A 24,607-nucleotide genomic window follows, 5' to 3' on the forward strand; every position below is an offset into this window, starting at 1 on the left:
GGGGCCATTAAGATGTCCGTAAACGATCCTCTCGGCGATATGCTGACCCGCATCCGCAATGCCATCGGGCGCAAGAAGAATACCGTTTCTTCGCCGGCCTCGCGTCTGCGTACGCGCGTGCTCGATGTCATGAAGGCGGAAGGCTATATCCGTGATTACAGCCAGGTCGACTACGACAACGGCAAGTCGGAACTCGAGATCGAGCTGAAATATTTCGAAGGCGCGCCCGTGATCCGCGAGATCGCGCGGGTTTCCAAGCCCGGCCGTCGCGTCTATGTGTCCGTGAAGTCGATTCCCAACGTTGCCAACGGTCTTGGCGTCGCCATTCTTTCCACGCCGAAAGGCGTGATGGCCGATCACCAGGCACGTGAGCAGAACGTCGGCGGAGAGGTTCTCTGCCAGATCTTCTGATCTGCAGAGGCTGACCAAGAACAACGAGGACAAGACAATGTCTCGTATAGGCAAGAAGCCGGTCCCCGTGCCGGAGGGCGTGACGGCCACTGTTGATGGCCAGACGGTTACGGCCAAGGGACCGAAGGGCGAGTTGACCTTCGTCGTCAATGACGAGGTCCTGGTGAAGCTGGAGGACGGGGCGATCGCGGTCGATCCGCGCGACCAGTCCAAGGCGGCGCGCTCCAGGTGGGGCATGTCGCGCACCCAGATCGCCAACATCGTCAACGGCGTGAAGGGCGGTTTCGAGAAGCGTCTCGAGATCAACGGCGTCGGTTACCGTGCGGCAATGCAGGGTAAGAAGCTGCAGCTCTCGCTGGGCTACAGCCATGAGGTGAACTACGAGGCGCCGGAAGGCATCACCATCGCCGTACCGAAGCCGACGGAGATCGTCGTTTCGGGCGTCGACAAGCAGGTGGTCGGCCAAGTGGCTGCGGAGATCCGCAAGTTCCGCGGGCCCGAGCCTTATAAAGGCAAGGGCGTGAAATACGCGGATGAGACGATCATCCGTAAGGAAGGCAAGAAGAAGTAGGAACGATAAGCCATGGTGTCGAAGGTATCCGTTACGCGACGCGCCGGGCGCGTTCGCCGCAAGCTTAAGTCGGTTGCCAATGGGCAGCCGCGGCTTTCGGTCTATCGCTCGTCGAAGAACATCTATGCTCAGGTCATCGACGACGTGAAGGGGCGCACTCTTGCCGCCGCCTCCACGCTGGAGAAGGATCTGAAGGGCAAGCTCAAGACCGGCGCCGACACGGATGCGGCGAGTGCGGTCGGCAAGCTGATCGCCGAGCGTGCCAAGAAGGCGGGCGTTGAGAAGGTCGTCTTCGACCGTGGCGCCTATCTTTATCACGGCCGCGTCAAGGCGCTGGCCGACGCCGCTCGCGAGGGCGGTCTGGAGTTCTAAACACCGCTTCGGGCGCGGAAGGCGCCCGTAGTTATCATCAACCCCGTGCTACCGGAAAAGAACAAGGACAAGGACAATGGCACAGCCCCGCAGGGACGACCGCCGCGATCGCGAAGAGCGTGACAGCGAGTTCGTCGACAAGCTCGTTCACATCAACCGCGTCGCCAAGGTGGTCAAGGGTGGCCGCCGTTTCGGCTTCGCCGCTCTCGTCGTCGTCGGCGATCAAAAGGGCCGCGTCGGCTTCGGCCACGGCAAAGCCCGTGAGGTGCCGGAGGCAATCCGCAAGGCAACCGAGAGCGCCAAGCGCGACATGATCTTCGTGCCGCTGCGCGCCGGACGTACACTGCACCACGACGTGCAGGGCCGCCACGGCGCCGGCCGCGTTCTCTTGCGCGCTGCCAAGCCCGGTACGGGCATCATCGCCGGCGGCCCGATGCGCGCCGTCTTCGAAACGCTCGGTATGCAGGACGTGGTCGCCAAGTCTCTTGGCTCGGCGAACCCCTACAACATGGTGCGCGCCACTTTCGACGCGCTGAAGCACCAGATGCATCCCAAGGATGTGGCTGCCCAGCGCAACATCAAGTATGCGACCCTGCAGGCGCGCCGCGGCAGCGTGGCCGTCGGCGCGGAAGAGTAGGCCGCGCGCGGCAAGCCCTGAGCTCAAGGAATGACGAAGATGGCTGAGAAGAAGAAGGGCAAGACGATCACGGTCGAGCAGATCGGTAGCCCCATCCGCCGCCCCAAGGAGCAGCGCGCGACGCTGATCGGCCTGGGGCTCAACAAAATGCATCGCCGCTCGACGCTGGAGGATACGCCCTCCGTGCGCGGCATGATCGCCACGGTGCAGCACCTCGTGCGCGTCGTCGACGAGGCCTGAGGAACCGAGGAACGGAAAAATGAAGCTCAACGAACTCAGGGATCAGGAAGGCGCGACCCATTCGCGCAAGCGCGTCGGCCGGGGCATCGGCTCGGGCCTTGGCAAGACCGGCGGGCGCGGCGTGAAGGGTCAGAAGTCCCGCTCGGGCGTGGCTATCAAGGGGTTCGAGGGTGGCCAGATGCCGCTCTACCGGCGCCTGCCTAAGCGCGGTTTCGTCAACATCTTCGGCAAGGACTTCAACGAGGTCTCCATCGGTCGCATCCAGGCTGCCATCGACGCCAAGAAGCTCGATGCCAAGGCCACCATCGATACCGAAGCTTTGGTCAAGGCCGGTGTCATCCGCCGCGCCAAGGACGGTGTGCGGGTGCTTGGCGGCGGCGAACTGAAGGCCAAGGTGACGCTCGACGTCGCCGGCGCCTCCAAGTCGGCGATCGAGAAGATCGAGAAGGCCGGCGGTTCGGTCAAGCTGCCGGAGAAGGCCGCGGAGTAACGCGGCTCTGGCGGCGGGCTTCCGCCGCTTGCAAGTTCGCTGCCTAGGGCCTATTTCCCGAGGTGGCGCGATCCGCCGCGGGGCGGGCGTCTCTGGGTGCTTTGGTCACACGGGATCCTTCTGGACTTGACCGCTGACGGCGGGTAAGCCTGCATCCACCTTTCCTGGTCGCGCATGGGGCGTGTGACGGAGCGGAGAATTCTTTATGGCATCGGCAGCCGAGCAACTTGCATCCAACCTCAATTTCGCGGCCTTCGCCAAGGCCGAGGATTTGAAGAAGCGTATCTGGTTCACGCTCGGCGCGCTGCTGGTCTATCGCCTCGGCACCTATATCCCGATGCCGGGAATCAATCCTGAGGCGTTTGCGCAGGCATTCCAGCAGCAGTCGGGCGGCGTTCTGGGCATGTTCAACATGTTTGCCGGCGGCGCGGTGGAGCGCATGGCGATCTTCGCGCTCGGCATCATGCCCTACATCTCGGCCTCCATTATCATGCAGCTCATGACCTCGGTCGTGCCCTCGCTGGAGCAGCTGAAAAAGGAAGGCGAGCAGGGCCGCAAGGTCATCAACCAATACACCCGTTATGGAACGGTGCTTCTGGCGACCGTACAGGCCTACGGCATTGCCGTGGGGCTTGAAGGCGGAGCGAACATCGTCACCGATCCCGGATGGTTCTTCCGTCTTTCCGCCGTCATCACGCTGGTCGGCGGCACCATGTTCCTGATGTGGCTCGGCGAGCAGATCACCGCGCGCGGCATCGGCAACGGCATCTCGCTCATCATCTTCTCCGGCATCGTCGCCGGCCTGCCGTCAGCCATCGGCGGCACGCTGGAACTCGGCCGTACCGGCGCGATGTCGACTGGTCTGATCCTGGCGATCATCGTGCTTGCCATCGTCGTGATCGGCGTCATCGTCTTCTTCGAGCGCGCGCAGCGGCGGCTTCTGATCCAGTATCCGAAGCGCCAGGTCGGCAATCGCATGTTCCAGGGCGATACTTCGCACCTGCCCTTGAAGCTCAACACGGCCGGCGTTATCCCGCCGATCTTCGCTTCCTCGCTGCTTCTCCTGCCTGCCACCGTGGCCGGTTTTTCCGACACGACGCAGCTTCCCGCCTGGGCCGGCTCACTGCTTGCGACGCTGGGTCATGGCCAGCCGCTCTACATGGTGCTCTACGCCGCGCTGATCGCCTTCTTCGCCTTCTTCTATACGGCCATCGTCTTCAACCCGAAGGACACGGCCGACCAGTTGAAGAAGCATTCCGGCTTCATCCCAGGTTACCGTCCGGGCGAGCGTACCGCTGAATATATCGACTACGTACTGACCCGTATCACCGTGGTCGGCGCCATCTATCTCGTGCTGGTGTGTCTGCTTCCGGAGTTTCTGATTTCGGCGACCGGCGTGCCCTTCTATCTCGGCGGCACGTCGCTGCTCATCGTCGTCAGCGTCACGCTCGACACGGTAGCGCAGGTTCAGGGCCACCTGATCGCGCATCAGTATGAGGGACTGATCAAGAAATCGAAGCTCCGGGGAGGCAAGAGGGGACGATGAGGCTTATACTTCTTGGGCCGCCAGGGGCGGGGAAGGGGACCCAGGCACAAAGGCTCGTCGAGAAATACGGCATTCCGCAGCTATCGACCGGCGACATGCTGCGTGCGGCAGTGAACGCCGGGACCGACGTCGGCAAGCGGGCGAAAGCCGTCATGGACGCCGGGGAACTGGTGTCGGACGCTATCGTCAATGCCATCGTCGCGGAACGGATCGACCAGCCCGACTGCGCGAACGGCTTCATTCTCGACGGCTATCCGCGCACACTGGCACAGGCCGATGCGGTCGAGGCGATGCTCGACGAAAAGGGACTGAAGCTCGATGCGGTGATCGAACTGGCCGTCGACGACAAGGCGTTGATCGGCCGGATCGCCAAGCGGGCGGAAGAAACGAAATCCGCAGGCCAGCCGGTGCGTAAGGATGACAATCCGGTCGTGTTCGAGGAACGGCTGCGTGAATATTACAAGAAGACGGCCCCGCTGATCGGCTACTACTATGCCAAGGGAAGGCTCCACACCGTCGACGGCATGGTCAGCATCGAGGACGTTACGACCAAGATCGAAAAGGTTTTGCGTTCGATCTGAAAGAACATCGCCCGGGGAGTTGACTTTTCCCGGCGATTCCGTCAAAGACGGCGCCAATTCGCTTGAATGTCAGAGCGGTCGGTGCCGGTCAGGAAAAATCGATGGCCGGGCCGGGCGCTTTCGTCTTGTCCGGTCGCAGGTCAAAAGCGCCGCCGGCAGGGTGGCAGGAAGAACTAAGGAGAGCCGACGTGGCCCGTATTGCTGGCGTCAATATTCCGACCAACAAGCGCGTGGTGATCGCGCTGCAGTATATTCACGGCATTGGGCAGAGGCTCGCCCGTGATATCGTCACCAAGGTCAACATTCCGGACGAGCGCCGGGTGAGCGAACTCACCGACGCCGAGGTGCTCGCAATCCGCGAGACGATCGACCGCGACTTTCGGGTCGAGGGTGATCTGCGCCGTGAGGTATCGATCAACATCAAGCGCTTGATGGATCTCGGCTGCTACCGCGGCCTGCGCCATCGTCGCTCGCTCCCCGTCCGCGGCCAGCGCACGCACACCAATGCGCGCACGCGCAAGGGGCCTGCAAAGCCGATCGCCGGTAAGAAGAAGTAAATTGAGTGAATGGTGAGGTAGTGAGTAGCGAATAGGGCTTCTCTGCTCGCTATTCACTGCTGTCTATTCATTCCCAGGTGGAGCCGCTGGAATTACGGCGGTGTAGAGATCGTTCGAAAGGAAAACCATGGCCAAGGAAGCCGCGCGCGTTCGCCGTCGTGAGCGCAAGAACATTTCATCGGGGGTCGCTCATGTCAGCTCGACCTTCAACAACACCATGATCACCATTACCGATGCCCAGGGCAACGCCATTGCTTGGTCGTCGGCGGGTGCGCAGGGCTTCAAGGGCTCGCGCAAGTCCACCCCCTTCGCCGCGCAGGTGGCGGCCGAGGATTGCGCCCGCAAGGCGGCCGAGCACGGAATGCGTACGCTCGAGGTTGAAGTTTCCGGCCCCGGCTCGGGTCGTGAATCGGCCCTTCGCGCCTTGCAGGCGGCGGGCTTCACCATTACCTCCATCCGAGATGTGACCCCCATTCCGCATAACGGATGTCGCCCGCGCAAGAAGCGCCGGGTCTAACAGGAATTATCGCCGTATGAGCGCATAAAGCGCTCCTCTGCGGTTTCCAGAGCGCCCGCCACGATTGGATGGTGGCGGGGTAACGGAAGGAACGCCTCATGATCCAGAAAAACTGGCAAGAACTCATCAAACCCAACAAGATCGAGTTCACGTCAAAAAACAATACGCAGACGACCCTCGTCGCCGAGCCGCTGGAACGTGGCTTCGGCCTGACGCTGGGCAACGCGCTGCGCCGTGTGCTGCTTTCCTCGCTGCGAGGTGCCGCCGTCACGGCGGTGCAGATCGACGGCGTGCTGCACGAGTTCTCCTCCATCGCCGGTGTGCGCGAGGACGTGACGGACATCGTGCTCAACATCAAGGAAATCGCCATCAAGATGGAAGGCGACGGGCCGAAGCGCATGGTCGTGCGTAAGCAGGGGCCTGGCGCCGTCACCGCTGGCGACATCCAGACCGTGGGCGATGTCGAGATCCTCAACCCCGACCACGTCATCTGCACGCTCGATCAGGAAGCCGAGATCCGCATGGAGTTCACGGTCGATGCGGGCAAGGGGTACGTGCCTGCGGACCGTAATCGTGCCGAGGATGCACCCATTGGCCTCATTCCGGTCGACAGCCTCTATTCGCCGGTCAAAAAGGTCTCCTACAAGGTTGAGAACACCCGTGAGGGCCAGGTTCTCGACTATGACAAGCTGACGATGACGCTGGAAACCGACGGCTCGATCACTGGCGAGGACGCGGTGGCTTTCGCCGCCCGCATCCTGCAGGACCAGCTCGGCCTCTTCGTCAACTTCGAGGAGCCGCAGAAGGAGGTTCCGGCGGAGCAGGTTACCGAGCTTGCTTTCAACCCGGCTCTGCTGAAGAAGGTGGACGAGTTGGAGCTTTCCGTACGCTCGGCCAACTGCCTGAAGAACGACAACATCGTTTATATCGGCGACCTGATCCAGAAGACGGAAGCCGAGATGCTGCGTACGCCGAACTTCGGCCGCAAGTCGCTCAACGAAATCAAGGAAGTGCTCGCCTCGATGGGGCTCCACCTCGGCATGGAAGTGCCGGACTGGCCGCCAGACAACATTGAAGAGCTCGCCAAGCGCTACGAAGACCAGTATTGACCCATCGGGCAGCGCCCGTGGGATTTGAAGGAGACTAGCCATGCGTCACGGAAAATCCGGCCGCAAGCTGAACCGGACATCAAGCCACCGTAAGGCCATGTTCGCCAATATGTCGGCCTCGCTCATCGAGCATGAGCAGATCGTCACGACGCTGCCCAAGGCCAAGGAACTCAGGCCCATCGTCGAGAAGCTGGTGACGCTCGGCAAGCGTGGCGATCTTCACGCCCGCCGCCAGGCCATCGCCGCCATCCGCGACGAAGCCCTGGTGCGCCGCCTGTTCGATACGCTCGCCCCACGTTATGCCGAGCGCAATGGCGGGTACACGCGCATCATGAAGGCCGGCTTCCGCCATGGCGACAATGCGCCCATGGCCGTGATCGAGTTCGTCGACCGGGACGTCGCGGCCAAGGGTGCTGCCGACCGCGCCCGCACCGAGGCCGAGACCCCGGCGGAAGAAGTCGAGGCGGCATAATTCGACGGCCGCTGATGTGGAGAGTTCAAAGGGGCCTACGGGCCCCTTTTTGCTGTGCGGAGGTGCACACATGAGGCGGCGGGAACGGCTCGCTACCTGATCGGCCCCTCGAAGATGAAGACGGCGCCGAGGCAGATGAGCGCAAAACCGATGGCATGGTTGATCGTAAGCTGCTCGCCCAGATAGACCACCGAAAAGACCGCGAAGACCGAGAGCGTGATGACCTCCTGCATGGTCTTGAGTTCTGCGGCGCTGTAGACGGTGTGGCCGTAACGGTTGGCAGGCACGGCGAAGCAATATTCGATGAAGGCGATCCCCCAGCTCGCCAGGATGACCAGGAAGAGCGGCTTGCTGCCGAACTTCGATGACCGTACCAGGCGAAGGTCATGAAGATGTTGGAGATCGCGAGCAGGGCAACAGGCGTCAGATAGGGCAGGACCATGGAAGACCTCGATAGCCTCGGATGCCGGGAGACGGCGGGAGAGCCGCTCTGGATAATTCGGAGGGGCGTAGCAGCGGTTTATTAGCTTATCTGCGTTCGGCCTTCATCTGCATTCTTGCTGCGTAGGCGCTCCCGGTGAGAGCCGGGCAGCGGCCGCCTCAAAGCCTTTTCTTGTGCACAATCCTGTGTGAAAGATGCGGCCTTCGAAGCTCCAGGGATCCCCATGAAAGGCAGTTTCCTTCTCCGCTTGCTCTTCGTCTTTGCCCTTGTCGGCCCGGTTCACGCTCAAGATGGGCAGACAGGCTCATTGCTCGACCCTCTTTCGAGGCTTCTGCGCGGCAGTGAAAGCGGTGCGCAGGCTGAAACAGAAGGAGACCAGCGACGCGTTCCCTTCAGCCGTGAGGAAATCCAGCTCTCTTTCGCGCCGCTGGTGCGTGAGACGGCGCCGGCGGTGGTCAATGTCTACGCGTCGGCACGGGTGGAAGCGCGCTCGCCCTTTGCGGGCGACCCCTTCTTTGAACGCTTTTTCAACTTCCCGCAGATGCCGCCACGCCTGCGCTCCTCGCTCGGCTCGGGCGTGCTGGTGGATCCCTCCGGCCTCGTCGTGACGAACTATCACGTCATCCGCGAGGCGGACGAGGTGAAGGTCGCGATGGCCGACGGGCGGGAGTTTTCGAGTGAAATCCTGCTCAAGGACGAGGGGCTCGACTTGGCGGTGCTGAAGGTTGAGGGTTCGGAGCCGTTCCCTGCGGCAAGGCTGGGCGATTCGGAGGCGCTCGAAGTCGGCGACCTCGTGCTTGCCATTGGCAATCCCTTCGGCGTCGGACAGACGACTACCAGTGGCATTGTCTCGGCGCTCGCGCGCACGCCGAGCGGCATTTCCGATTTCGGCTTCTTCATCCAGACCGACGCGGCCATCAACCCCGGCAATTCCGGCGGTGCGCTCATCAATATGAGCGGTGAGGTGGTCGGCATCAACACCGCCATCTACAGCCGTTCGGGCGGCTCCAACGGCATCGGCTTTGCCATTCCCGCCAATATCGTGCGCGCGGTGGTGGAGGCAGCCAGGAGCGGCGCGGACTATTTCGAGCGTCCCTATGTGGGGGCGAGCTTCGACCGCGTGACGCCGAATATCGCGGAGGCGCTCGGCATGGAGCGGCCAGCCGGCGCGCTCGTCACCAACATCGCACCAGAGAGCCCGGCTGCCGAAGTTGGTCTGGAGGCCGCCGATGTCGTGGTCGCCGTCAACGGCAAGGCCGTAGATACGCCGGAGGAGCTGGACTATCGGCTCGCTACCGTGCCGGTGGGCGAGACGGCGCAGCTCAAGGTGCTGCGCGAGGGGAGCGAGCTTGAGCTTGCGATGCCTATCGCGCGGGCGCCGGAGGGAAGCGGCCGCGAGGTTGAGATCGGCGGTGACGGTCCCTTCGCCGGAGCGCGCATCGCCGAGCTTTCACCGGCGCTTGCACAGCGCCTGCGGCTGGATATCAACCGCGACGGCGTCGTCATCGTCGCGTTGGCACGCAATTCGCCCGCCGCCGGCGTAGGCTTGAGGCCAGGCGATGTCGTGCGCGAGTTGAACGGCGAGGAAATCACCAAGGTAGAGCAGATGAAGGCCGTTGCTGAGAGCGGTGGACGCTGGTGGCAGTTCACCATCGAGCGCCATGGACGCATAATCCGCCAGACACTGCGGTTCTAGGATCATGGGCGATCTGTTCGACAGGAGTGAGCCTCAGGCAGCGGCCGACATCGCCAAGCCGCTGGCCGACCGCCTGCGCCCTGGACACCTGGACGAGGTGGTCGGACAGGAGCACCTGACCGGCGAGGAGGGCTCGCTTACGCGCATGATCCGCTCCGGCTCGCTCGGTTCACTCATCTTTTGGGGGCCGCCCGGCACGGGCAAGACCACTGTCGCGCGGCTGCTTGCCGGCGAGACGTCGATGGCTTTCGAGCAGATATCGGCCATCTTCTCCGGCGTGGCCGACTTGAAGAAGGTGTTTGAGGCTGCCCGCCTGCGTCGTAGCCAAGGCCGTCAGACGCTGCTTTTCGTCGACGAGATCCACCGCTTCAACCGGGCCCAGCAGGATTCTTTCCTGCCGGTGATGGAGGATGGCACGGTGATCCTGGTGGGCGCCACCACGGAGAACCCGTCCTTCGAGCTCAACGCCGCCCTCCTGTCGCGCGCCCGCGTGCTCGTTTTTCATCCGCTCGAGAGCGAGAGCCTGGCGCGTCTCCTGGAACGTGCAGAGGCGGCGGAAGGCCGCCCGCTGCCGCTTGACGAGGAGGCGAGGGCGGTGCTCTTGCGTATGGCCGACGGGGACGGACGTGCGGCACTGAGCCTGGCGGAAGAGGCGTGGCGGGCGGCTCGCGACAGCGAGGTTTTCGATGCCGACGCCCTACAAAGAATCGTTCAGCGCCGTGCACCCGTCTACGACAAGGGGCAAGACGGGCATTACAATCTCATCTCCGCCCTGCACAAGTCGGTTCGCGGCTCGGATCCTGACGCTGCTCTCTATTATCTCTGTCGCATGTTCGATGCCGGTGAGGATCCGCTTTTTATCGGCCGGCGGCTGGTGCGCATGGCGGTGGAGGACATCGGCCTGGCCGACCCGCAGGCGCTGGCGATCGCCAATGCCGCCAAGGACGCCTACGACTATCTGGGCTCTCCCGAAGGGGAACTCGCCTTCGCCCAAGCCTGCATCTATCTCGCCACAGCACCCAAATCCAACGCCGCCTACACGGCCTTCAAATCGGCCATGGCGGCGGCCAAGGAGCATGGCTCACTGCTGCCGCCGAAGCACATCCTCAACGCGCCGACAAGGCTGATGAAGGAAACGGGCTACGGCGACGGTTACCAGTACGACCACGATGCGCCCGAGGCTTTCTCGGGGCAGGATTATTTTCCCGAGGCCATGGGGCGGAAAACCTTCTACGATCCGCCAGAGCGCGGATTTGAGCGTGAGATTCGCAAAAGGCTCGACTACTGGTCGAAGCTGAGGCGCGAAAGGGCAGGAGGCAACACGTGATCAGACGTTCTTTTTCAATCAGTCATTGAGCGAGACTATGAATAAAAAATCCATCAAGATATTGCGCAAGGGACTCGTTGCTGCGGCGGTGGTGGCGGTTGGACTTTATTTCATCCCGATTATCACCCTCCTTTATCTCCTGGGCGGCATCATCGACGTGCTGCGCAACGACCAAAGGAATGCTGGCCTCTTCAGCCGCTATTTTCTCGGCAATGGCCTGTTTACCTGGCTTCTTTCGCCTTTCAATCTCCTTATCGACTTGGTTTCCTATCGAAATCGAGGTGTGTGGCAGCTCGACCAGTTCCCCGAGGAATATCGGCGGGAGGTGGAAGAGGTTCTGGCGGTCTTCCAGGAACGCAGAGACGAAATCATCGCCGATATCGACGCCAAATTTGAAAGCGGCCGGCGCGGCATGTACGTCTATCAGTGGTACGGCAAGCAGCACATCGACAACGTGCCGGCCTTCACGCGCCGCTACAAATATATCAGAACGATCGCCGTTTCCGTCTTCAGCGGCCGGGAATCGACATCGCTTCATTTCGGCCCGCTGAGGCTCACCCTGCGCGTGCTCTACAATCTGATGCCAGTGAAGACGGACCAGGTTTTTATCGAATGCGGCGACATCAAGCACTATTGGCACGAAAACCCGCTCTTCATCTTCGATGACACGCTTCTGCACCGCTCAGTGAACGAGTATGACGGGCGGCGCTACTGCGTCTTCATGGACGTTATCCGCCCCTCGCCGGTGCCACGCCTGCTTTCCGCCCTATTGCGTTTCGTTTCGCTGCTGGTGGATGGGGTGAAGGCGGTATTCTACAAGAACTGGATCATGATTGGCGCGAAGCCGCGGGGCGATGCGCCGGCGGGATAGGCTGGCGAGGCGAAGGGCATGTACCATCTGTTTCTCGTCTGCGTCGGCGCCGCCTTCGGCGGGTTGGCACGTTTCCTTCTGTCAGGTTTCGTCGGACGCCGTTTCGGCGAGACCTTTCCCTGGGGGACGATGGTGGTCAATGTGACGGGGGGCTTTGCCATCGGCGTCGTCGCGGACGCGGTGATGCGCTACGACATGCCGGCCGTCTGGGCTTTCGTAATCACTGGCGGCCTCGGCAGCTATACGACCGTTTCCTCCTTCAGCCTGCAGACGCTGGCGCTGGCAAGGGAGGGGAGCTGGCTGCGCGCCGGCGGTAACATGCTCCTCTCGGTCTCACTCACGCTCGCTGCCGCTGCCCTCGGCCTTGCTTTGGCCGGTCTTTGGATCGGCGGCGAAAGCCTATGAAGGGGCGGACGCGCGACACGTTTCTGCTCTATGCGGCGGTCGCGGCAGGCAGCATGATCGGCAGTGTTTTGCGTGCGCTTGCTTCGTTTGGCAGCGCGGGCCTGTGGGCAGGCGCGTTTCCTCTGGCCACTTTGCTCGTGAATGTGGCGGGTTCCTTCCTCATAGGCTTTTACGCAACGTTGACCGGCCCCGATGGCCGTGTTTTCGCTGGCCCACATCAGCGCCAGTTTTTCATGGCCGGATTTTGCGGAGGGCTGACGACTTTCTCCATGTTTAATCTGGAAACCCTTCTGCTGGCGCGTACAGGGGAATTGACTGCAGCGGGACTCAACGTCGCGATTTCCGTCCCGTCATGGCTTGCCGCCGTCTGGCTCGGCCACATACTTGCAATGCGCCTCAACCGGTTGAGAGGATCTGAGCGATGAAAGTACCAAAGCAGGCGCAGTTGCTGCGCATCTTCATCGGCGAGGACGACAGGGCGGACGGCCGTCCCCTCTACGAGGTGATCGTGCTCAAGGCCCGCGAGATGGAGATCGCCGGGGCCACTGTTTCGCGCGGTGCGATGGGCTACGGCCATTCCAGCCGCCTGCACACCGCCAAGATACTTCGCCTTTCGGAGGATCTGCCGCTGGTGATCGAGATCATCGACAGTGAGGAGAAGATTGAGGCCTTTCTGCCGGTGCTGGAAACGATCATGACGAGCGGCCTGATTACACTGGAGAAAGTTCAGGTCCTGCAATATGGAACGAACGGCGAATGAGCTGAAAGCGCGTGGCGCGGAAATACTGCCGGGCCGAGCGAAGCGATGATGACTGGAGCCATGGCAGGCGTAGAGCAGATTTCGGTGGAAAGCGGCGAGGCGGGCATGCGGCTCGACCGCTGGTTCAAGGTCCATTATCCGGGCCTTGGATTCGGGCAGTTGCAGAAGCTCCTGCGCACCGGCCAGGTGCGCGTCGATGGCGGGCGCGCCAAGGCAGACACTAGGGTGCAGCCGGGCCAGACAATCCGCGTGCCGCCGCTGAGCATCGACCGCAAAGGTGCGCCGGCGACCATGCGCACCATCCGCGACCGCGGCGACGGCGAAGTGCTCCAGCAGATGCTGCTCCACGAGGACGAGAAGGTTTTCGTGTTCAACAAGCCGGCGGGATTGGCCGTGCAGGGCGGATCCGGCGTCAGCCGCCATGTCGATGGCATGCTGGAAGCCTGGCGCAGCAAGAAGGGCGAGAAGCCGCGGCTGGTGCACCGGCTGGATCGCGATACCTCCGGTGTGCTCGTCGTGGCGCGCACGCGGCTTGCCGCCGTACGGCTCGGCGAAGCTTTCCGTGGGCGCGAGACGAAGAAGATCTATTGGGCGCTGGTGAAGGGCGTGCCGAAGAAGGCGCAAGATCGTATCTCCACCTGGCTCGTGAAGGAGCAGACGCCTGATGGGGATCGCGTACGCGTGGCGCGCCATGGCGAGCCGGATGCCGACCATGCGGTCTCGAGCTACCAGGTGGTCGAGAAGGCCGGCACGACGCTTTCCTGGCTGCATATGGAGCCGTTCACTGGTCGTACCCACCAGTTGCGTGTACATGCTGCCTCCATCGGCTGCCCAATCATCGGCGACCCGAAATATTTCGAGGCGGATCAGAACTGGGAGCTGCCAGGTGGCATCCAGAACCGGCTGCACCTGCACGCCCGCCGCATCGTCATCCCACACCCGGATGGTGGCATGATCGATGTCACGGCCGAACTTCCACCACACATGCAGCAGAGCTGGAATCTGCTCGGCTTCGACCAAGCGGCGGACGAAGATGCCGAGTGACGAGGGTTTTACCCTTCTTGAGGTGACGGCCCACCGCCTACCGCCTATATGAGTGCCATGCGTGATATTCTGAACGATCTCGATAACGACCCGCGTGTTTCCGACCCCGATCCGGTACGCCGCGCGCAGAAGCAGATGCGTGCGCCGCTGCCGAAGCGCTTCTATGCCAAGGTGGCGGTGACCGAGGAGGGTGAGGCGTTTAAGGTCCTGTTGGACGAGCGGGCAGTGCGCACGCCGGCTGGCGCGCATGTAGTGCTGCCGAACGAACAGGCCGCGCATCTGGTCGCCCGGGAGTATGACGCGCAGGGCGAGGAGATCGATCCGATGACCATGCCCGTCACACGGCTCGTCAACACTGCGATCGACGGGGTGGCGAGCGACACACAGGTGGTCGCCGAGGATATCCTGCGCTACGCCTCCAGTGATCTCCTGTGCTACCGCGCTGAGGCACCCGAGCGCTTGGTGGCGCTGCAGGCGGAGGCATGGGACCCGGTGCTCGACTGGGCGGAGGCGGAGCTTGGTGTGCGCTTCGTTCTGGCCGAGGGGGTGATGCATGTGGAGCAGCCGCGCCAGACCATTGCCGCCGTCGGTGCCTACCTGCGTCCGCGCCGTGAGCCGCTCAGGCTCGCCGCCTTGCATGTGATGACCACGCTGACAGGTTCGGCACTCCTGGCACTGGCGCTCGATGCCGGTGCCGTCGACGCCGAGGCCGCTTGGCAGGCGGCCCATGTCGACGAGGACTGGAACATCTCCCAATGGGGTGAGGATGCCGAGGCTGCCGCGCGGCGTGCGGCACGCAAGCGGGACATGATGGGCGCCGTCGCGCTCTTGAAGGCGATGAGCGGCTACTAATAGATAGCGAATGGTGGATAGGGGAGGCTGACCTGCAGCCCGCTATTCGCTACTCGCCAATCACCCCTCCGCCTACCGCCCGAATGCCTGGTAGAGCATTGCGGCAATCTCGCTTTCCAGCGGGAAGGAAAGCATGCCCATGACCGAATAGCCGAGGAGCCACGGCATCAGGTAGAAGCGGATCATGAAGAAGAACCACGCCACATAGACCGGCACCAGGAAGTCGATCAGGAAGCCCGGTGTGATCGGCGCGAAAAGGCGCAGGAGCGGATTGGTTGCGCGTACGAAGAAACGCATGAAGAAGAAGCTTGAATCTTCCGGAAGGAAGATGTTCATCGCCGCCCGCCCGATCAGCGTCCACATGACAACGCCCAGCACATAGTCGATGACGATCACCCAGATCGGAAAGGCGGCCAGCGTTTGCTGCATGGATATGAGTTCCCCCCTCGACACACGTTCAGGGGCGGGAGAATGTCCCGCCCCTGATGATTTTGGCAAGCCCGCTTAGTGCTTGGCGGCGAGGATTGGTGGTCCGACGGGAACGCGCGTATCCTCGACCATCCGCTGGATCTCCTCGTCGGGGGCTGGCGTGAGCAGCGTAACGACGACCATGGCAACCAGGCTGGCAGCCATGCCGACGATGCCGAAGCGCAGGTCATCAAGGCCGAGGATCGGCGTGCCGCCGGTGTAGACGTAGTAGAGGTAGGCGGAGCCGGCCACGAAGCCTGCGATCATGCCGGCAATCGCTCCTTGCCTGTTCGCCCGACTCCACCAGACGCCGAGCACGAGCGGGAAGAACAGGCCTGAAGCTGCGAAGCAGAAGGCCCATGCAACCGCTCCCAGGATGCCGGTGAGCTGCAGTGAGGCGATCAGGGCGGCGAGCGCACCGATGCCTACCAGCAGTACACGGGCAACGATCAGCCGGATCGAGGTGTCGGCCTTCGGGTCGATCATCTTGTAATAAAGATCGTGGCTGAGTGCGTTGGCGATGGCCAGCAGCAGGCCGTCGGCCGTCGACATGGCAGCCGCCATGCCGCCTGCGGCAACGAGACCGGAAATCACGTACGGAAGACCGGCGATCTCAGGCGTGGCCAGGACGACAATGTCCGGCCGCATGAAGAACTCGTTGAGCTGAAGGATGCCGTCAGCGTTTTGGTCGGCAATAGCCAGGAAGCCGACGCTCTGCCAGTTCTGGATCCAGGCGAGCGATGCCACCTCGTCGAACGACTTGCCGATGATGGCCGTCGGCAGGCTCGGGTCGAGAAGCTGCAGCTTGGTGAGCGTGGCGAGTGCCGGCGCCGTGAAGTACAGCAGGAAGATGAACAGGAGCGACCAGGCAACCGACCGACGTGCCGAACGTACGGAAGGCGTCGTGAAATAACGCATTAGGATGTGCGGCAGCGAAGCGGTCCCGCACATCATGACCAGCGCCAGTGTCACGAACTTCCATTCGGCTAGCTCACCGAAGGGTCCGGTATGCGGCGTCGTCAGCACTGATAGGCCAGCGATGGGCTCGGCCGGCTGGTTGAGCCCGTACTGCGCCTCGAGCTGCGCCATGGTGGAAGCGGCCTCGCCATAGGTGAAGTGTGGGATGATGCCGAAGCCCTGCACGTTGGACATCCAGATAACCGGCACCAGATAGGCTATGATCAGCACGATATACTGTGCAACCTGCGTCCAAGTGACGGCTCGCATGCCACCCAGCATCGAGCACAAAAGGATGCCAAGAAGGCCGAACCAGACGCCGACGGAGAAGGGAATGTGCAGCGCGCGCGCGGCAATGGTCCCCGTGGCGTTGATCTGTGCTGTCACATAGGTGAAGGAGGCGACGACCAGCACGATGACGGCACAGAAGCGCGCCAGATTGCCGCCGTAGCGGGTGCCGATGTAATCGGGCACCGTGTAGCAGCCGAACTTGCGCAAATAAGGCGCCATCAGCGAGTTGACGAGCACGTAGCCGCCCGTCCAGCCGATGATGAAGGCCATGTAGCCGTAGCCGCCGAAATAGACGCCGCCGGCAAGTGCCACGAACGAGGCGCCCGACATCCAGTCGGCGGCGGTCGCCATACCGTTATAGACGGCGGGCACCTGGCGCCCGGCCACGTAGTAGGCATCCACCTCCATGGTGCGCGACAGCCAGCCGATCAGCGCATAGATGGCGATGGTGAAGGCGACGAACAGGATGCCGATCGTGTTGGCGCCGACGCCCAGCTGTTCCAGGATCGCCATGAGAATGATGAAGGCGATGAAGCCGCCCGTGTAGATTCCGTAGACGCGGCCGATATTGTCCAGGAATCGTCCTTGGATAAGAGCCATGTCGGTCCCCCCTTACTCTTCCTCGCCGAAGCCGAATTCGTCGTCGATCGAATCCTGCCGCCAATTCTGGAACCAGATCAGAACGACGAACGCGATCAGCGAGCCCTGCGCGATCATGTAGAAACCGAGCGGGAAGCCGAGGAACGTGACATTGTTAAGTGATCCGACCAGCGTCGGGATGATCAGCGCGAAGAACACCCACAGGGCCAGGACCAGAATCGTCAAGTTCCTGGTTTTCTGCCAATAGCGGTCTCGCACATCTGTCGTTGTGCTTTCAGCGGACATGCTGTCCTCCTCCCTGCGAACTGCAGCGACTAAAGTCGCTGCTCCACACCATTGCCCGCGAAGCGAATCGCAACCACAATGGCACCCTCTAAGTGTTGGCCATTCGCCGGATAAATGGAATTCAACATTGGTCGTAAGTGAAAACACCTCTTCTGCCGCCGACTCCTTCTGGCACCGGGCTACTGTACTTGTTCGCCAGGCAGCCCAGCGGTTTCGCGTGCGGCGCGAGACTGGCCCCATCGACACGGTCGAAGCGCTGGCCCGTTTCGTCCACACGCGGGCGGCCTTCGTGGCGCAGAAGAAGCTCTATGGCTATCTCAAGGCGCGTATGGGCACCCGATATCCCTCAATGTTCGAGGACGATGTCTTCGTGGAATCCATCAACGTCGCCAAACGCCATGTCTTTGCCGCCTGCCTATCGGACATCGCTGTCCATACGGTGGCGCGTGTCGTGGCGGCGGGGGGACTGGAGGATGAGGCGGGACGCAGGCTCGCGCTTCAATGTTATGAGGCGGGGCTTGCGGCAAACCGCGACGACCTCAAGGACGAGGCGATGCTGGCCGCGTGGCGCTCCTCCTTTTCCGAGAGGCTCGAAAAGGCGCATTGGGAGAATTTGGCAGCCGGCGGCGACTGTTTCACCGAAAGCCCCAAGGCGCTCTATCACTGGGCTCCCATCGACGAAACGCTGAAGCGCTATGACCGCGAGATCGTTGAAAACTCGATCCGTTTCGCCTGGGCCGAGATCGTTCGCGACTTCCGTAAGCGATCGCTGCCCGCAGCGATCGCGGGAGACTTCCATACCATCGGTTTCGACTGATGTGGGGTCCAAAAAAGGTTAGTGATTGAATGAAAAACCTCCGCTTTCACATAAAGCGGAGGTTCTTTTTCCATAAACAGCCGCCTCACCGGTTGGCGATCGGCACATAGTCGCGCTGAGTGGCGCCGGTGTAGAGCTGACGCGGGCGACCGATCTTCTGGTTCGGATCCTCGATCATCTCCTTCCATTGAGCAATCCAGCCGACCGTGCGCGCCAGCGCGAAAAGCACGGTGAACATGGTGGTCGGGAAGCCCAGCGCCCTAAGCGTGATGCCGGAATAGAAGTCAATATTCGGATAGAGCTTCTTTTCGATGAAATACTCGTCGGTCAGCGCGATGCGCTCGAGCTCCAGCGCCACATCCAGCTGCGGATCGTCCTTGATACCCAGTTCGCCGAGGACCTCGTGGGTCGTCTTCTGCATGATCTTGGCGCGCGGGTCGTAGTTCTTGTAGACGCGGTGGCCGAAGCCCATCAGGCGGAAGGGGTCGTCGCGGTCCTTGGCCCGGTCGATATACTCCGGAATACGGTCAACCGTGCCGATCTCGGCAAGCATATTGAGCGCCGCCTCGTTGGCGCCGCCATGGGCCGGCCCCCACAGGCAGGCGATACCGGCGGCGATGCAGGCGAAGGGGTTGGCGCCCGAGGAGCCGGCGAGCCGGACCGTCGAGGTCGAGGCGTTCTGCTCATGATCGGCATGCAGGATGAAGATGCGGTCCATCGCCCGCGCCAGCACCGGGTTCACGTGGTACTCCTCGCACGGCACTGCAAAGCACATGTGCAGGAAGTTGGCCGCATAGGAAAGTTCGTTGCGCGGGTAAATGAAGGGCTGGCCGATATGATATTTATAAGCCATCGCCGCGATGGTCGGCATCTTGGCGATCATACGGATCGAGGCGACCATGCGCTGGTGCGGGTCTGAGATGTCCGTGGAATCGTGATAGAATGCCGACAGAGCCCCGACCATGCCGCACATGACGGCCATCGGATGGGCGTCGCGGCGGAAGCCGGTGAAGAAGCGCGACATCTGCTCGTGGAGCATGGTGTGCCGCGTCACGCGGTAGTCGAAGTCTTCCTTCTGTGCTTTGGTGGGCAGTTCGCCGTAAAGCAGCAGATAGCACACCTCCAGAAAGTCACCGTGGTCGGCGAGCTGCTCGATTGGGTAGCCGCGGTGCAACAGCGTGCCCTCGTCACCGTCGATATAGGTGATCTTGGATTCGCAGCTCGCCGTGGACGTAAAGCCGGGATCGTAGGTGAACATCCCGGTGTCCCTGTAGAGCGAGGCAATGTTGATGACGTCGGGGCCGACGCTGCCTTCCAGGACCTCGTATTCGCGGTTCTCGCCACCAAGTTCCAGTTTCGCAGTCGAATTGGCCATGGCAATCACCTCTCTGTTCTTGAAACTTGGGGCAGGAGTCGTGTCGCCATAAGGATGACGCTCAACCGCCGCCAGGGTGGCACCTAGCTAGCGCATTTGCCCCGGCGTGCCAAGCTTGACAAGGGCGAATGTCGCGCTGCAGCATGAGCAATTATGCCGTTGTCTGCTTCGCCTGATCGCCGATGCGGGCAAGCGCTTCTTCGCGGCCCAGAACCGCCAGCACATCGAAGATGCCGGGAGATGTGGTGCGCCCGGTGAGCGCGGCGCGCAGCGGCTGAGCCACCTTGCCGAGCTTGCGGTCGGTCCTTTCCGCGAACGCCCTCACTGCGGCTTCGGTCGTCTCGGCCGCCCAATCCGTCACGGCGGAGAGATCCTCGGCCAGCGCGGCCAGCGTGGCGCGCGCCTCGTCATCGAGCAGCGCTGCCGCCTTCTCGTCGGGCGAAAGCGGCCGTTCGGCAAAGAGAAAGCCCGCGCCGTCGGCCAGTTCGACAAGCGTCTTGGCCCGTTCCTTGAGGCCGGGCAGGGCGGCGCGGAGCTGCACCTTGCGCTTGTCGTCGAGGCGGTCGAGCAGTCCCTGTCCGCCTTCCAGATGAGGCAGGGTGGAGACGAACATGCCGAGCAGCGTGTCGTCATCGGTCTGGCGCATATGAATGCCGTTCAGCGCCTCCAGCTTCTGAAAGTCGAAGCGCGCGGCCCCTTTGTTGATGTCCTCAAGCTCGAACCATTCGACCATCTGATCGATCGACATCACCTCGTCGTCGCCGTGGCTCCAGCCGAGGCGGGCGAGATAGTTGCACAGGGCCGTCGGCAGATAACCCATGGCGCGGTAGGCTTCGACGCCCAGCGCCCCGTGGCGCTTGGAAAGCTTGCTTCCGTCCGGTCCGTGGATTAGCGGCACATGCGCCATCACCGGCACTTCCCAGCCCATGGCCTTGTAGATCAAGGCCTGGCGGGCGGCATTGGTGAGGTGGTCGTCGCCGCGGATGATGTGGGTGACGCCCATGTCGTGGTCGTCCACAACCACGGCATGCATGTAGGTAGGCGAGCCGTCGGAGCGCAGGATGATGAAATCGTCGAGGTCCTTGTTGGGAAAGCGCACCTCGCCCTGCACGCGATCGTGAATGACCGTCTCGCCTTCGCGTGGGGCCTTGATGCGGACAACGGGCCTTACGCCTTCTGGCGCCTCTCTGGGATCGCGATCACGCCATGTGCCGTCATAGCGCGGCGGCCGGCCCTCCGCACGCGCCTTCTCGCGCATCGCCTCGATCTCCTCCGCGGTGGCGTAGCAGTGATAGGCCTCACCCTTGGTCACCAGTTCTTCGGCCACCTGCCGATGGCGGTCGGCGCGGGCGAATTGCGAGATCGGCTCCCCGTCCCACTCAAGCCCCAGCCACTTCAGCCCGTCGAGGATTGCCGCGGTCGCTTCCTCGGTCGAGCGCTGGCGGTCCGTATCCTCAATGCGCAACAGCATCTTGCCGCCGGTGTGGCGGGCATAGAGCCAGTTGAAGAGCGCGGTGCGCGCGCCACCGATATGCAGGAAGCCGGTGGGCGAGGGCGCAAAGCGGGTGATGACGGGTTTCGGCATTATTCTTCCGGGGGCGTTGTGCGCGCGGTCCGACGGGTGGCGGTTCGCGCGGGTGGAAATTGGCTGCCCGTCATGTAGCATAGCCGGGTTGGGGTGCAAGCCTGTGGAGAAGAACAGGCATGGGGGGCGAAAAAGCAGCCGTCGCCGAGGGCGAACGCACACAGTTTCTGCCGGCTGCCGTCGCGCCGGGGAGTTCCATATTGCCTGCCGCTGGGAGCGCACCGGCGCCAAACGTTGCCGCGGGGCCCTCGGCCATCCTGGTGAGGCAACTGTCTGCCGTTCGCCTCTCCCAAGCCTTGGCGAGCGAGGCGGCGCGCGGTGCCACCTTCCTTTGCCTGCCGGTGCTGATGGCGGCAGGCGCAGCTTTTTATTTCGCGCTCTCCCGCGAGCCCGGCTGGTTGGCGCTCGCGCTCCCGGTGGCGTTCCTGGCCATATCGACCTGGCTGTTACGCACTAGGGCCGCCCTGTCGCTCATCTTCGGCGCCTTTCTGGTCTTCATGCTCGGCATTGCCGTGGCGAAGCTGGAGACCTCGCGGTTGGCCACGCCCATGGTCGGCTCGGACGTGACGACCCGCATCACCGGGCGGCTCGTGCGCCTGGAGCACCAATCGAGCGGCCGCATCCGGCTCACCATCGACCTGCTTGCGACCGAGCGGCCGCGTCTTCACTACCCGCCGAAGCGCGTGAGGTTGACGGCACGGGCGGTTCCGCCGGACCTGCGCCCCGGCGATGGCGTCGCCGGGCTGACGCGTCTGATGTCGCCCTCCGGGCCGGTGCGGCCCGGCGCCTACGATTTCTCATTCGCGAGCTATTTCAACCGCCTTGGCGCGGTCGGCTTCTTCATGTCGGGGCCGGAGCGGGTGGAGCTCGACGAACCGCTTCCCGTCTCCGCCCGCCCGGCGCGCTGGCTGGAGACGGCGCGCGGGGCACTGGCCGAGCGCATTCGCGCCCAGGTCGGGGGCGTGGAAGGCGAGGTCGCGGTCGCTATGATCGCCGGTTTCCGCGCCGGCATTCCGGAGGAGATAAACGAGTGGCTGCGCCGCGCTGGCCTCGCCCATATTCTGGCCATCTCCGGCCTGCACATGGCGCTCGTCGCCGTCACCATCATGTTCATGCTGCGCGCTGGCGCGGCCCTCTTTCCCGGCTTTTCCTCGCGTTTTGCGGTAAAGAAATATGCCGCCGTAGCAGCTCTTCTGATGTGCACGCTCTATCTGTTTGTCTCAGGCTCGGCGGTGGCCGCGCAGCGCAGCTACATCATGTTGGCGGTGATGCTGGCGGCCCTCATCTTCGACCGCGCCGCCATCACCATGCGCAACGTCGCCATTGCGGCCCTCATCATTCTCGTCCTGTCGCCGCATGAGGTGGTGGGCCCGAGCTTCCAGATGTCATTTGCCGCCACGGCCGCGCTCGTTGCGGGCTATGCTGCCTGGACGGATTGGCGCCAGCGTCGCGCGCGCTCCGGACCACCGCCCGGAGGGATCCTTTCGCGCGTCGCGCGATATGGCGTCGCCTTTGTGCTCGGCCTTGCCGCCACCTCTCTCATCGCCGGCACGGCCACCGCGCTCTACGGCATATGGCACTTCCAGCGCGCGACGCCGCTGGCGCTTCCGGCCAACCTTGCCGCTATGCCCGTTGTGTCGATCCTCGCTATGCCGGCGGCGGTGCTGGCGATGCTGGCAATGCCTTTCGGCCTCGACGGTATATTCCTGAAAGTGATGGGTCAGGCCATCGCGGTCGTGATCGCCGTCGCCGAGTGGTTTTCCAGCCACACACCTATCGACGCGGTGGGGCTCATTCCGCTGTCGGCCCTTCTGACGCTCACCGCCGCGCTCGTCGTTCTCGTGGTGTCGACTACTCGGTTAAGGTTGCTTGCGCTGCCGTTGATCGTCTTGGGGTTGTGCTTCGTCGCGACGCGGCAACTGCCAGACGTGCTCGTGACGGAGGATGCGCGGCTTGTCGGCCTGCGCGGGCTGGATGGCCGGCTTGCCGTCAACCGCTCCCGGCCTAACGGCTTCACCATGGAGGGCTGGACGCGGGCCTTGAAGGCGCAGGCGGTTGTCAAGCCGACGGGGGGCGGGGAAGGCTTTCCAGATATCTCGGCTACAAGCCAGGCGGGTTTTTCCTGCGGTGACGGGCTCTGCCTCGCCCGACACTCCAGCGGCACCGTGATCGCCCACGCCGCTGGAGTGACGGCCGCCCGCGCGGCCTGCGGCGCCGCCGCGCTAATCGTTCTTGATGATGCCGTCGCGAAAAATCCCTGCGGCGCCGACGTTCCCGTAATCACCAAGCGCGAACTGGCGCGGCGGGGCAGTGCCGTGGTCTATCTTCGCGAGGAGGGGGAGCCGGCGGAGATACTCTTCTCCATTGAAGAGCCGTGGCGGCCCTGGCACGCTCACCGCGCCTGGTCGCGGGCGGCACGAGGCCTGCCGCCCAACGAACCCGGATCCTAGTCGAGGAGCCGCCTTGTTCGCCTCAAACAAGCTTTTCAGCGGCCGCGGCTTTATGCCGGAAAGCTTTTCGGCGTCGCCCGTGACTTCGGCGAGGCCGCCGGTGCAGGTGTTGGCGTCGAAGGAGACGGAGATGAAGGCTTCTGGCACGCCGGCGGCCTTCATGCCTTCGGCAAGGGCCTCGTCCGACAGGTTGACCATCTCGATCGGTCTGCCGGTCACCGTTGTCGCAAGAGCAGCGATCTCAGCATTGGTCAGCGCTTCCGCGCCCGTCAGACGGTAGGTTACGCTCTCTTTGCTGCCGGAGGCGAGCGCCGCGGCGATGGCGCGGGCGATATCGTCGCGCGCAATATGCGCGTTGCGGCCGTCACCGGCGGAGGTGAACCATTTGCCGGTCTTGAGCCCCTGCGGCAACGCCATCATCAGGTTCTCTTGACACCAGCTGTTGCGGAAGATCGTGTAGGGGCCGGTGGCCTTGATGGCTTCCTCGGTGCCGTGATGGACGGGGGCGAAGAGCACGGAGTTGCCGGGCTCGGGCTTAGGCATTGAGGTGTAGGCGAGGTGACCGACACCGGCTTCGACGGCCGCGGCAACTGCGGTCTTGTGCAGTCTGATCCGCTTGCCCGGCTCGTCGAGCGCGTCTGTGGATGATGAGCACGCGGTCGGCGCCCGAAACACCTTCACCAGCGACGTCTGGTCATCAAGCTTGCAGCGCGCACCGTCACGCTCTTTGCCGCGAGATCGGCAAGCTTGGACGGGTCGCGGGTGGTGGCGAACAGTCGAGCTGCGCAATCACGCCGTACGCAGGGCGCGGACACGTTTCGACGTGGTGGAGACGAGTTAAGTCGGCCCGGTGGCAGCGCCTCAACCCTGTGATCCCGA

The 24,607-nt window shown here is 63.0% G+C and carries 27 protein-coding genes and 2 pseudogenes; 22 read left to right on the top strand and 7 right to left on the bottom strand.

The window, feature by feature from the left end; translation table 11 throughout:
• Positions 1-12: 12 nt before the first annotated feature.
• The 12 genes from rpsH to rplQ all read left to right on the top strand — a co-directional run bounded on the left by rpsH (position 13) and on the right by rplQ (position 7,503).
• Entirely contained in the window at positions 13-411 is a 399-nt protein-coding gene (gene rpsH / locus N5A92_RS08715) for a 30S ribosomal protein S8 (protein WP_260901842.1), read from the top strand.
• A 37-nt stretch (positions 412-448) separates the two neighbouring features.
• On the top strand, positions 449-982 hold the full coding sequence (gene rplF / locus N5A92_RS08720; protein ID WP_260901843.1) for a 50S ribosomal protein L6: 534 nt from the start codon (positions 449-451) through the stop codon (positions 980-982).
• 12 nt (positions 983-994) lie between these two features.
• A complete protein-coding gene (gene rplR, locus N5A92_RS08725; protein ID WP_260901844.1) occupies positions 995-1,354 on the top strand; it encodes a 50S ribosomal protein L18 in 360 nt (119 codons plus the stop codon).
• A 76-nt stretch (positions 1,355-1,430) separates the two neighbouring features.
• A complete protein-coding gene (rpsE, locus tag N5A92_RS08730; protein ID WP_260901845.1) occupies positions 1,431-1,991 on the top strand; it encodes a 30S ribosomal protein S5 in 561 nt (186 codons plus the stop codon).
• 39 nt (positions 1,992-2,030) lie between these two features.
• Entirely contained in the window at positions 2,031-2,231 is a 201-nt protein-coding gene (rpmD, locus tag N5A92_RS08735; protein WP_260901846.1) for a 50S ribosomal protein L30, read from the top strand.
• A 19-nt stretch (positions 2,232-2,250) separates the two neighbouring features.
• Positions 2,251-2,721, top strand: coding sequence for a 50S ribosomal protein L15 (gene rplO, locus N5A92_RS08740; protein ID WP_260901847.1), 471 nt, complete (start codon positions 2,251-2,253; stop codon positions 2,719-2,721).
• Between the two features lie 205 nt (positions 2,722-2,926).
• Positions 2,927-4,267, top strand: coding sequence for a preprotein translocase subunit SecY (gene secY / locus N5A92_RS08745; RefSeq protein WP_260901848.1), 1,341 nt, complete (start codon positions 2,927-2,929; stop codon positions 4,265-4,267).
• Complete coding sequence (locus N5A92_RS08750; protein ID WP_260901849.1) at positions 4,264-4,848, top strand: adenylate kinase; 585 nt, start codon at positions 4,264-4,266, stop codon at positions 4,846-4,848. Before secY ends, N5A92_RS08750 begins: the two co-directional genes overlap by 4 nt.
• 188 nt (positions 4,849-5,036) lie before the next feature.
• Positions 5,037-5,405, top strand: a complete 369-nt coding sequence (gene rpsM / locus N5A92_RS08755; RefSeq protein WP_260901850.1) for a 30S ribosomal protein S13 — start codon at positions 5,037-5,039, stop codon at positions 5,403-5,405.
• Positions 5,406-5,532: 127 nt separating this feature from the next.
• Entirely contained in the window at positions 5,533-5,922 is a 390-nt protein-coding gene (gene rpsK / locus N5A92_RS08760; protein WP_260901852.1) for a 30S ribosomal protein S11, read from the top strand.
• 98 nt (positions 5,923-6,020) lie between these two features.
• Positions 6,021-7,031, top strand: coding sequence for a DNA-directed RNA polymerase subunit alpha (locus N5A92_RS08765; RefSeq protein WP_260901854.1), 1,011 nt, complete (start codon positions 6,021-6,023; stop codon positions 7,029-7,031).
• Between the two features lie 40 nt (positions 7,032-7,071).
• Positions 7,072-7,503 (top strand): 50S ribosomal protein L17, encoded by a 432-nt coding sequence (rplQ, locus tag N5A92_RS08770; protein ID WP_260901856.1) that lies wholly within the window; start codon positions 7,072-7,074, stop codon positions 7,501-7,503.
• A 92-nt stretch (positions 7,504-7,595) separates the two neighbouring features.
• Here rplQ and N5A92_RS08775 read toward each other — a convergent pair.
• Positions 7,596-7,945 (bottom strand): annotated as a pseudogene (locus N5A92_RS08775) (DMT family protein).
• A gap of 223 nt (positions 7,946-8,168) precedes the next feature.
• On the opposite strand from N5A92_RS08775, the gene N5A92_RS08780 reads away from it, so the two are divergent.
• The 8 genes from N5A92_RS08780 to N5A92_RS08815 are packed head-to-tail and all read left to right on the top strand — an operon-like array spanning position 8,169 to position 14,900.
• On the top strand, positions 8,169-9,641 hold the full coding sequence (locus N5A92_RS08780; RefSeq protein WP_260901859.1) for a DegQ family serine endoprotease: 1,473 nt from the start codon (positions 8,169-8,171) through the stop codon (positions 9,639-9,641).
• Positions 9,642-9,645: 4 nt separating this feature from the next.
• A complete protein-coding gene (locus N5A92_RS08785; protein ID WP_260901860.1) occupies positions 9,646-10,968 on the top strand; it encodes a replication-associated recombination protein A in 1,323 nt (440 codons plus the stop codon).
• Positions 10,969-11,005: 37 nt separating this feature from the next.
• Entirely contained in the window at positions 11,006-11,839 is an 834-nt protein-coding gene (locus tag N5A92_RS08790) for an aspartyl/asparaginyl beta-hydroxylase domain-containing protein (protein WP_260901861.1), read from the top strand.
• Between the two features lie 18 nt (positions 11,840-11,857).
• The gene (gene crcB / locus N5A92_RS08795) at positions 11,858-12,244 is read left to right on the top strand and encodes a fluoride efflux transporter CrcB (protein WP_260901862.1); all 387 of its coding nucleotides are present in this window, start codon (positions 11,858-11,860) and stop codon (positions 12,242-12,244) included.
• The gene (gene crcB / locus N5A92_RS08800; RefSeq protein WP_260901863.1) at positions 12,241-12,669 is read left to right on the top strand and encodes a fluoride efflux transporter CrcB; all 429 of its coding nucleotides are present in this window, start codon (positions 12,241-12,243) and stop codon (positions 12,667-12,669) included. The genes crcB (N5A92_RS08795) and crcB (N5A92_RS08800) overlap by 4 nt, the downstream gene beginning before the upstream one ends.
• Positions 12,666-13,004: a DUF190 domain-containing protein gene (locus N5A92_RS08805; protein WP_260901865.1), complete on the top strand. Its 339-nt coding sequence runs from the start codon at positions 12,666-12,668 to the stop codon at positions 13,002-13,004. Before crcB (N5A92_RS08800) ends, N5A92_RS08805 begins: the two co-directional genes overlap by 4 nt.
• Positions 13,005-13,064: 60 nt before the next feature.
• Positions 13,065-14,048, top strand: a complete 984-nt coding sequence (locus N5A92_RS08810; RefSeq protein ID WP_260901868.1) for an RluA family pseudouridine synthase — start codon at positions 13,065-13,067, stop codon at positions 14,046-14,048.
• Between the two features lie 57 nt (positions 14,049-14,105).
• Positions 14,106-14,900 (top strand): ATP12 family chaperone protein, encoded by a 795-nt coding sequence (locus N5A92_RS08815; RefSeq protein WP_260901870.1) that lies wholly within the window; start codon positions 14,106-14,108, stop codon positions 14,898-14,900.
• A 72-nt stretch (positions 14,901-14,972) separates the two neighbouring features.
• Here N5A92_RS08815 and N5A92_RS08820 read toward each other — a convergent pair whose 3' ends face one another.
• The 3 genes from N5A92_RS08820 to N5A92_RS08830 all read right to left on the bottom strand — a co-directional run bounded on the left by N5A92_RS08820 (position 14,973) and on the right by N5A92_RS08830 (position 17,501).
• Positions 14,973-15,329 carry a hypothetical protein gene (locus N5A92_RS08820; protein WP_260901871.1) on the bottom strand — a complete coding sequence of 119 codons (357 nt, stop codon included), beginning with the start codon at positions 15,327-15,329 and terminating at the stop codon, positions 14,973-14,975.
• A 75-nt stretch (positions 15,330-15,404) separates the two neighbouring features.
• On the bottom strand, positions 15,405-17,216 hold the full coding sequence (locus N5A92_RS08825; protein ID WP_260901873.1) for a sodium:solute symporter family protein: 1,812 nt from the start codon (positions 17,214-17,216) through the stop codon (positions 15,405-15,407).
• 12 nt (positions 17,217-17,228) lie between these two features.
• Positions 17,229-17,501, bottom strand: a complete 273-nt coding sequence (locus N5A92_RS08830; RefSeq protein ID WP_260901875.1) for a DUF4212 domain-containing protein — start codon at positions 17,499-17,501, stop codon at positions 17,229-17,231.
• Positions 17,502-17,718: 217 nt separating this feature from the next.
• On the opposite strand from N5A92_RS08830, the gene N5A92_RS08835 reads away from it, so the two are divergent.
• Positions 17,719-18,318 carry a hypothetical protein gene (locus N5A92_RS08835; RefSeq protein WP_260901876.1) on the top strand — a complete coding sequence of 200 codons (600 nt, stop codon included), beginning with the start codon at positions 17,719-17,721 and terminating at the stop codon, positions 18,316-18,318.
• A gap of 85 nt (positions 18,319-18,403) precedes the next feature.
• Here the strand turns inward: N5A92_RS08835 and gltA are convergent, their stop codons facing one another.
• Together gltA and gltX are read right to left on the bottom strand one after the other, a co-directional pair.
• A complete protein-coding gene (gene gltA, locus N5A92_RS08840; protein ID WP_260901877.1) occupies positions 18,404-19,693 on the bottom strand; it encodes a citrate synthase in 1,290 nt (429 codons plus the stop codon).
• Positions 19,694-19,844: 151 nt separating this feature from the next.
• Entirely contained in the window at positions 19,845-21,278 is a 1,434-nt protein-coding gene (gltX, locus tag N5A92_RS08845; protein ID WP_260901879.1) for a glutamate--tRNA ligase, read from the bottom strand.
• Between the two features lie 119 nt (positions 21,279-21,397).
• On the opposite strand from gltX, the gene N5A92_RS08850 reads away from it, so the two are divergent.
• Positions 21,398-23,728 (top strand): ComEC/Rec2 family competence protein, encoded by a 2,331-nt coding sequence (locus N5A92_RS08850; protein ID WP_260901880.1) that lies wholly within the window; start codon positions 21,398-21,400, stop codon positions 23,726-23,728.
• A 219-nt stretch (positions 23,729-23,947) separates the two neighbouring features.
• On the opposite strand, the pseudogene N5A92_RS08855 reads toward N5A92_RS08850, so the two are convergent.
• Positions 23,948-24,409 (bottom strand): annotated as a pseudogene (locus N5A92_RS08855) (Rossmann-fold NAD(P)-binding domain-containing protein); the annotation flags it as partial.
• Positions 24,410-24,607 lie beyond the last annotated feature (198 nt).

This window comes from Chelativorans salis (assembly GCF_025336525.1).
In the GTDB taxonomy this organism is placed as follows: Bacteria; Pseudomonadota; Alphaproteobacteria; order Rhizobiales; family Rhizobiaceae; genus Chelativorans; species Chelativorans salis.